At 70.2% G+C, this 7,961-nt stretch carries 6 protein-coding genes and 1 pseudogene; 1 reads left to right on the plus strand and 6 read right to left on the minus strand.

The genetic code is table 11. From position 1 onward, the window contains the following. Nucleotides 1-100 precede the first annotated feature (100 nt). The 6 genes from K309_RS0127700 to K309_RS43210 all read right to left on the minus strand — a co-directional run bounded on the left by K309_RS0127700 (nt 101) and on the right by K309_RS43210 (nt 7,783). On the minus strand, nt 101-2,533 hold the full coding sequence (locus K309_RS0127700) for a CHASE2 domain-containing protein (RefSeq protein ID WP_029049403.1): 2,433 nt from the start codon (nt 2,531-2,533) through the stop codon (nt 101-103). Then, nucleotides 2,511-4,226 carry a FecR domain-containing protein gene (locus K309_RS37645; protein ID WP_084402572.1) on the minus strand — a complete coding sequence of 572 codons (1,716 nt, stop codon included), beginning with the start codon at nt 4,224-4,226 and terminating at the stop codon, nt 2,511-2,513. The genes K309_RS0127700 and K309_RS37645 overlap by 23 nt, the downstream gene beginning before the upstream one ends. After that, a complete protein-coding gene (locus K309_RS0127710; RefSeq protein ID WP_029049404.1) occupies nt 4,219-4,947 on the minus strand; it encodes a response regulator transcription factor in 729 nt (242 codons plus the stop codon). Before K309_RS0127710 ends, K309_RS37645 begins: the two co-directional genes overlap by 8 nt. A gap of 326 nt (nt 4,948-5,273) precedes the next feature. Continuing rightward, complete coding sequence (locus K309_RS0127715; protein WP_051320640.1) at nt 5,274-6,215, minus strand: hypothetical protein; 942 nt, start codon at nt 6,213-6,215, stop codon at nt 5,274-5,276. After that, nucleotides 6,212-7,546: a glycosyltransferase family 2 protein gene (locus tag K309_RS0127720; protein ID WP_084402571.1), complete on the minus strand. Its 1,335-nt coding sequence runs from the start codon at nt 7,544-7,546 to the stop codon at nt 6,212-6,214. Before K309_RS0127720 ends, K309_RS0127715 begins: the two co-directional genes overlap by 4 nt. Before the next feature lie 87 nt (nt 7,547-7,633). Then, complete coding sequence (locus K309_RS43210; protein ID WP_156914528.1) at nt 7,634-7,783, minus strand: hypothetical protein; 150 nt, start codon at nt 7,781-7,783, stop codon at nt 7,634-7,636. Here K309_RS43210 and K309_RS40495 point away from each other — a divergent pair. Further along, nucleotides 7,782-7,961, plus strand: a pseudogene (locus tag K309_RS40495) (IS4 family transposase); the annotation flags it as partial. The gene K309_RS43210 and the pseudogene K309_RS40495 overlap by 2 nt on opposite strands.

Below are 7,961 nucleotides of genomic sequence, written 5' to 3' on the forward strand. Positions count from 1 at the left end.
CAATTGTGTCGGCGAACGCCGCACTGCTCCGACCTGCGCTACTCCGACCTGCGCTGCTCCGACCTGCGCTGCCCTGGCCCGCGCGGTCATGGCCCCGCCCTTAACCGGCCGGCAATTCGATCCGGAATGTCGCGCCGGCACCTGCCGCGCTTTGCACCGTGACTTTGCCGCCATGCCGCTCGGACACGGCGCGCACCAGCACCAGGCCCAGCCCCGTGCCGTCCGGCGCGCCCCGCCGGCCCTCATGCAGGCGCACGAAGGGCTCGAACAGCCGCGCCTGGTCGGCCACCTCGATGCCGGGGCCATGGTCCTGCACCGCAATCACGAAATGCTCGCCTGCATGCGTCAGCGTCACCGCCACCTCGGCACCGTGCGGGCTGAACTTGATGGCGTTGCTGACCACGTTGGCGATGGCGCGCACCAGCAGCGCGGGCTCGCCACGCAGCACGGCGGGCTCGTCGGGCAGGTCGACCTGCAGCGACACGCTGCGGGCGCTGGCCAGAGCCCACAGCTGGTCGGTGGCATCCAGCACCAGGCCGCCGAGCTCGACTTCGGTAAAGGCCAGCGACTGCGACTCGGCGCGCGCCACGCTGATGAAATCGTCGGCCAGCGTCATGGTGCGGCGCGCATGGACGGCGATGCGGTGCAGCACGGCGCTGTTGCTGTCGCCGGCATTGCCGGCGTCGCCACGGGCGCGGCGCTCGTGCAGCTCGATCAGCGCCAGGATCGATGCCTGCGGCGAGCGCATGTCATGCGACAGGAAGCGCAGCATCTGCTCGCGCTGACGCTCGGCCACGCGGATCGCCGTGATGTCGGTGACGCTGAAGATCAGGCCCGCCACCGCGCCGGACTCCCCGTGCAGCGGCGCGCCGTGCAGCAGGTAGCGGCGGTCGCCGCGCCCCGATACCTCGATGCCGCCCTCGGGGACCGGATCCTGCATGGGGCGGACCCCGGCGTGTCGGCCATGCAGCGCGTGCCAGTACGCCAGCGCGGGCGCCGGCGCCGGGAACAGTGCCTCGATCAAGTCGCGGATCGGTGGACGCGGCTGGCTGGCATCGCCTGCCCCGGCCGCGTCCCCGAGCACCGCCGGCGCCAGCGCGACGCAGCGGCGGTTGGCCAGCATCACGCCGCCCGCCAGGTCGCAGATGGCGGTGGCATCGGGCAGGCTTTCCAGGCCGTCGGAAAGGAAGCGGCGCATGCCGCGCAGCCTGGCGCTCATGCCATAGACGGCGCGCATGCGGCTGTCCAGCGTGGCGCCGGTGTAGTGCGGCGCCGGCATCAGTCCCGGCTCACGCTCCAGCCGCGCGAGTTCGTCGGTCAGAAAGCGCAGCGCCGCTTCCTGGCGGCGCCATGCCCACAGCGGGTAGAACAGCAGGCAGCCGAGCGCTGCCGCGGCCGGGGCGAACCAGAGCCGTGCCAGCGCGAGCAGCGCCAGCGAGCCGCACAGCAGGGCCGCCAGCAGCAGCCCGGTGGCGACCAGCGCGCCGCGCGGCGGCAGCCGCAGCGCGGCCAGCGCCGCCAGCAATACCGCCAGCAGCGTCCCCGCCAGCTGCCAGCCGCGCGGCACGGCCAGGATGGCGTCGCCGTCGGTCAGCGCCTGCAGCGTATTGGCCAGGATCTCGACGCCGCTCATGCCGCGGCCGTCGCGCGACACCGGCGTCGGCAGCACGTCGCCCATGCCGGTGGCCATGGCGCCGACCAGCACCGCCTTGCCGGCAAAGCGCGCGGGATCGACGCGGCCTTCCAGCACGTCGCGCGCCGACACGCGCGCAAAGGTGCCGGGCGGGCCGGCGTAGGGAATGCGCACGCGGCCGCTGCGCTCCCAGCCGTTGCTTTCGGTGACGCGAGCGGCTTCCTGGCGGTAGCTGTCCAGCGCGCGCGGCGCGCGTTGCGGGTCTGCCGGCATGTCGGCCATCACCGCCGCAAGGTGCGGCACGCCGGCGGACTCGACCGGCCGCGGCCCTTCGCGCAGCCAGACCTGGCGCGCCACGCCGTCGGTATCGACCACCATGTTGATATGGCCGACCGCGGCGCCCAGCCCGGCCAGCGGGTAGCGCACCAGCATGCCGCCGCTACCGGGCTCGGCCACCACCGGCAGCACCACGTTGCCCGCCTGCGCCAGGCTGCGCGCCAGCAGCGCGTCGTCCTGCGGATAGCGGGTGTCGCGCTCCGACAGGATCACGTCGACGCCGATCACGCGCGGACCGCCGGCGGCAATGCGCTCGACCAGCTGCCCCAGCACCGCGCGGCGCCAGGGCCAGCGGCCGATGGCGGTGATGCTGGCATCGTCGATGGCGACAATGACGATGTCGTCGCGGGCGGGATGGTGCTGGGCGGCGATAGCGGTATCGTAGGCGGCCAGGTCGGCGCGCTCGGTCCAGCCCTGGCGCGCGGCCAGCAGCACCAGGGCCAGCGCTGCCGCGACCAGCACGCACCATTCGGCCAGCGTGCGGCGGCCGAAGGCACGGCCCGGTGCGGCCGGCGCGCCTGGTTCAGGCGCCGCGGCGGGCTCAGTGGAGGCGGATGCGGCCACCGCCACCCGTCCCGCCACCCGTCCCGCCACCCGTCCCGCCGCCCGTCGCGCCACCGGCGCCGATGGGACCGCCAGTGCCGTCCATCAGGAAGGTGAAGATCTCGATGCGCTGCGGCGCGGAGAACGCCGCCGGCTCAGGCACCTTGCCTTGCGCCGCGCGGGCGACCCGCACGTAGTAGATGCCGGGCGCCGGACGCGGCAGCTCGATGGCGTTGGTTTCGCTGTGCTGGTCCGCCAGCAGCGTGGCGAAGCCGGCATCGGCCGACAACTGGACCCGGTAGCCGGTATTCGCGCTACGGTCGGCGGGCCAGCCGATCTGCAGCGTCTTGCCGTTGTCCTGCATCGACGGCACCGGGCCCGGCGGCTCGACGCGATAAGCGACCGGCGCCGACCAGGGGCCCGGCCGCCCCCCGGCGTCGACGCTGCGTACGCGCCACCAGTACTGGCCGGGCGCCTGCGGCAGCGCGCTTGCGGGCTGGGCGGCGGGGTGCAGTGCGACCTCGCCGGCAAACCCGGCATCTGCGGCCACGGCCAGTTCATAACTGGCGGCGCTGGGCACCGTCGCCCAGGCGAACGCCACCGTCTCGCCATAGCGCACCGCATCCGCGGCGGGCTGCAGCGTGAACGGCGCCGGGGGGTTCAGCCGCACGGCCACCGGCGCCTGCGCGGCAATGCCGGTCAGCCGGTTGCCATCGATGGCGCTGACGGCAAGATGGAGCGTGCCTTCCGGCAGCCCCTCCGGCCGCGCGCGGGTGTCGGTGGTGGTGCCGCTCCAGGCCAGCTCTGTCAGCGCCGCGTCGCGCGCCACCGTGACGCGGTATGCACTGGCGCCGGGCACCGGCTGCCAGGCGGCGTCGAAGGCCGGGCCCAGCACGGTATCGGCCGGGGGCAGCAACACCGGCGCCGGCAACAGCGCCACCGGCTGCGACAGCCGGCCACGGTCAGACACGCCGACGCCATAGCCGGCGCTCACTTGCGCCGCCGCCGACATGGCGCGGCCGTCGGGTACAGGCCTGGCCTGGCGCGCCGGGCTGACGCCGACGCGGCCTTCCAGCACCTCGCTGCGGCTGCCGGCGGCATCGGCCGCGATCCGGTAGCTGGTGCCGCGCACACCCGTGACCATCATCGGCGTATGCAGCTCGAAGCGGCCCACGCCGCCGCCCTCGGGCGCCACGCGGGTATCGGCGCCGCCCTGGTCGATACGGATCACGGCATCGGTCAGGCCGCTGCGCGCGAACGTACGCAGGCGGCGCACGACGACCGTGGTATTTGGCGGCAGCGTGATGCGGCTTCGGTCCGGCAGTTCGAGCGTGACCGAGCCGGTCGCCGGGGTCTCGATCCGTGCCGATTCGTCCAGCGACATGCCCACCTGCACCGGACGGCCGTTCGCGCGCACTTCGCCGTTGACATAAACCACGCGCGCCGACGCTGCCTGCTCCGGGATCTGGTTCAGCGGGATGCGCAGCCGCGTGCCGGGCACGAGCCGGTAAGGGTCCGCCACGCGGTTGAGCCGCTGCAGCGTGCGCCAGCCATCGGGCGACGCCATGTAGCGCTCGGCCAGCCCGATCAGGGTATCGCCCGGCTCCACCAGGTACAGGAAATCGGCGCCCTCCGCGCCCGCCGGCCCGGCCTGGGCCGGACCCGCCACGCCGGCCACCCAGGCCAGCGCGGCCGCGCCAATCCACTTACGCATCCGCCCCGGCCTCATCAGCTTCCGCGTCGGCAGCGGAAATTTCCTCAAAGCGATAGCCGTGCGAGTACACGGACGTCAGCCGCACGCCGTTTTCGGGGCGCAGCGCCAGCTTCAGCCGCAGCCGCGAGATATGGGTATCGAGCGTGCGCGAGCCGGCGCCCATGGCGCGGCCCCAGACCGCCTGTTCCACCACCTCGCGCGCCAGCAGGCGCCCGGTATTGCGGAACAGGAACAGGGCCAGCTCATATTCGCGCGGCGACAGCTGCACCGCCTGGCCGCCAACGGTGACGGCGCGGGTATGGGGATCCACGGTGTAGTTGCCGCGCCGGATCAGCTCGACTTCCTGCGCGGCCTCAGGATAGGCGCGGCGCAGCAGCGAGCGCACGCGCGCGACCAGCTCGCCGGCGCGGATGGGCTTGAGCATGTAGTCGTCGGCGCCGACGCTCAGGCCGGCGACGATGTCGGCCTCGCCGGTACGGCTGGTGACAAACAGGATCGGCGGCATGTTGCCGGACTTCTGGCGCACCCAGCTCACCAGTTCATAGCCGCTGGTGCCGGGCAGCTGCCAGTCGACCATCAGCAGGTCAAACGCCTGTTCGCGCAGCGCGCGCAGGAAATCGGCGCCATTGGCGAACGATTCGCACTCGAAACCGGCCTCGCCCAAAATCTGCCGGATCAGCTCGGCCTGATCCGGATCGTCCTCCACCGAGGCAATTCTCATCCACTCCCCCCTGCCTACTGCGACTGCCACTGCGACTGCGCAGCCGGGCAATACTGACGGCTGCTCTGATATCCACCCTGGCGGGCGCGGCCCATGGTCAATCGCGCGGCAAGCGTGGCCGAAGCAAGCCGGAAGCTGCAATGTTACCTAACAGCGACACCCGCCGTCGAGGCTCACGACGAGGGGCATGGCGCAACATGCCGGGATCGGCCATCGATCCGTGGCGAAAAACCGGCCAATGGCAACGATCGCGGGGAGGCGGAACCGGCGCGGCGGGGAGCTGGCATAGCGGCGGCCGAAAAGCCGGCGAGCCGCTCAGGCACGACTCAGAAGCGGATGATCCATTCGCCCATCAAATAGCGATAGTGATATTTGGGGCCGCTATAGGAGGCGCTGCGGTTGTAGCCGGCGCGCAGGCGCAGCGACTGCGCGCCGCGCACGGGGCTCTGCAGGCTGACTTCGAACAGCCGGGTGGGCTGGAGCGGGGAGTCGTCGATCTTTTCGCGCCCCAGGCCCGCCACCAGCGCGCCCATCCAGCCCTGGTAGCGCTGGCGCCAGCCGATCGCCAGCATGGTCTCCGAATAGTGCTCGGGGTTGAAGTACGCGCGGCCCACGTCGTCCTGGGTGCTGCGATAGGCGCGCAAGCGCGCCTGCAGCGTCAGGCCGAGGTCGAGCGACGGCTGGTAGATCAACCGCACGCGGCCGTGGTCGCGGCGGTTGCCGTCGGAGAAATACTGCTGTCCGGCCACACCCACCAGCGTCACGTGCGGGCCGATGCCCTGGTCCAGCGCCACGCCGGCAAAGGTATAGGACACTCCGCGGTCGAGCGCGGCCTGGGTCTCGACCCAGTCGCGGTTGATAAAGACTTCCAGCGCGGTGCGCTTTGCCAGCGGCAGCCGGTAGCCACCATCCAACGTCAGCAGCGTATGCCCGCCCTGGGTGAACACGCCCGCGTCAAAGGCCCAGCCGTTGAGCGTGGCCGGATCCAGTTGCCGCCCGAACACGCTCACCTTTTGCCCGTGCCGGGCCCAGCCGGCCTGGCTGTAGCGATAGTCGCTGGCGCGCAGGCCGAACAGATGGTCGGCGTGCCGGATGCTGGGCAGGTATTCGACCGACAGGCGGCGCGAGCGGAAGCCTTCGCTGTCGTTGGTGGCCAGGAATTCCGGGCCGAAGCCCTGGTCAAGGGCCTTTTCTTCCTCCGCTACCGCCGTCTTCGCACCCAGGCAACCAAGCACCGCACAGACCAACACAAAGCCGAATCGTTTCACTTGGTACCCCAGGTCTTGCGCGTCTGGAAGAGTTCGTCGATATAGCCGAGCACGCTCGCGGGCTGGAGCAGCAGGCTGTAGAAAATCACGTAAATGCACAGGCCGAGGCGGTTGCGCCTGACCTTGAGGCCGAGCCGGTCGAACATGCGCCGTTCGATCGTGAACATCAGCACGCTCATCAGCACCGCCAGCGGCAACAGCGCCAGCGTCATCGGCCCCGCGATCCAGTAGTAGCCGAACAGCGCCAGCACGATGCCGGGAACGAAGCCCAGCGTAAAGGCCAGGTCCAGCCATGGGTACAGCAGGTTCCAGTAGACGAAGAAGGTCGACATGCGCGGCACCAGCAGGATCCCGGGGTGCTGGCGGAAAGCCTCCATCATGCCGCGCGCCCAGCGCTGGCGCTGGCGCACGAACTGGCGCAAGTTGTCGGGAACGTTGGTGAAGATGCAGGCGTCCTCGCAGTGCCCGACGCGATAGCCGGCCTTCAGCAGCGCCCAGGTCAGCACGATGTCCTCGCCGACGCAGTCTTCCCAGCCCCCCACTTCCAGCAGCGCGTGGCGGTCGTAGATCGAGAACGCGCCCTGCGCGACCAGCGTGCCCTGGTACAGCGACTGCATGCGCTTGATCGCGGCGATGCCCTGGAAATAGTCCCATTCCTGGCACTGCGTCAGCCAGTTCTGGCGCGAATTGCGCACCAGGATCTTGCCGGCCACGGCGCGGGTATTGGGCGGATCCTGGCGATAGCGCTCGACAATGCTGACCAGCGCCAGCTTCTGCAGGTAGGAGTCGGCGTCGACGGTGACTACCAGCTCGTTCAGCGCGAGCTTCAGCCCGGCGTTCAGCGCCTTTGCCTTGCCGCCGTTCCTGGGCATGTCGAGCAGGCGCAGCCACGGGTACCTGACCTCGGCGCCGCGCACCAGCGACGCGGTGGCGTCGCGCGAGCCGTCGTTGATGACGATCACCTGCAACGGCGCGGGATAGTGCTGCCGCTCGATGCTGGCCAGCGTATCCAGGATCGACGCTTCTTCGTTGTAGGCCGCGATCAGGATGGTAAGCGGCGGGTAGTCGTCCAGCGGCCGGCGCGGGGGCCGGCGGTCCATGGCCAGGCTGGCAACCAGGAAAGCGTTCATGAAGCCGGGGACAATGGCAATGCCGCCCACCAGCAGCGCGGCGGCCACCACGCCGACCCTGCTGGTCAGGTCGGACATCCACTGCTGCGCCATCCACACCGAAAAGGCCGTCCAGCCCACTGCCACGGCCAGCGCGACCGCGAACTTGATGCGCACCGGCACATAGATATGCGGCGCGGCTTCCCCCTGAAACCCTGTCATTTTTGTCACTTCTTGTTGTGGATACTCAGCCCGTTGACGGCCCGGACTGCCTCACGCCGCCCCCACGGCGTACCCAATCCATCCAAGTTAAGCCGCCAATAAAATCGCAATTCCCCCCGCGAACCCTTGACAGATGACGAGGTTCGAGGGGCCGCCGCCCTGCTTGCGCTGGCTGTTTAGCGCAAGCAGGGCGGCGGCCAATAGAGGATCGTTCTTCGATCTTCGCTTGGCTCTCATGCCCCTGTCCGATTTGTTCGCTTCGCTTACCGAATATTTGCACACCAAGGTCTTTCACGATCTTGCTCGCCATCCCGAACGTCCCGCCGCTTTCACCCGTCAGCGCAAGCTCACTCTGCCGACACTGATCGCATTCATGCTCGGCAACTTGCGCATGGGCGTACAAGCCGAACTCGAT

The organism is Cupriavidus phytohabitans, from assembly GCF_000426345.1.
Classification (GTDB): Bacteria; Pseudomonadota; Gammaproteobacteria; order Burkholderiales; family Burkholderiaceae; genus Cupriavidus.

Excerpts from the sequence above, each read along its gene's own strand:
- K309_RS37645 (WP_084402572.1), bottom strand. The coding sequence starts at position 4,226 with ATGCGTAAGTGGATTGGCGCGGCCGCGCTGGCCTGGGTGGCCGGCGTG.
- K309_RS0127710 (WP_029049404.1), bottom strand. The coding sequence starts at position 4,947 with ATGAGAATTGCCTCGGTGGAGGACGATCCGGATCAGGCCGAGCTGATC.
- K309_RS0127720 (WP_084402571.1), bottom strand. The coding sequence starts at position 7,546 with ATGACAGGGTTTCAGGGGGAAGCCGCGCCGCATATCTATGTGCCGGTG.
- K309_RS43210 (WP_156914528.1), bottom strand. The coding sequence starts at position 7,783 with ATGAGAGCCAAGCGAAGATCGAAGAACGATCCTCTATTGGCCGCCGCC.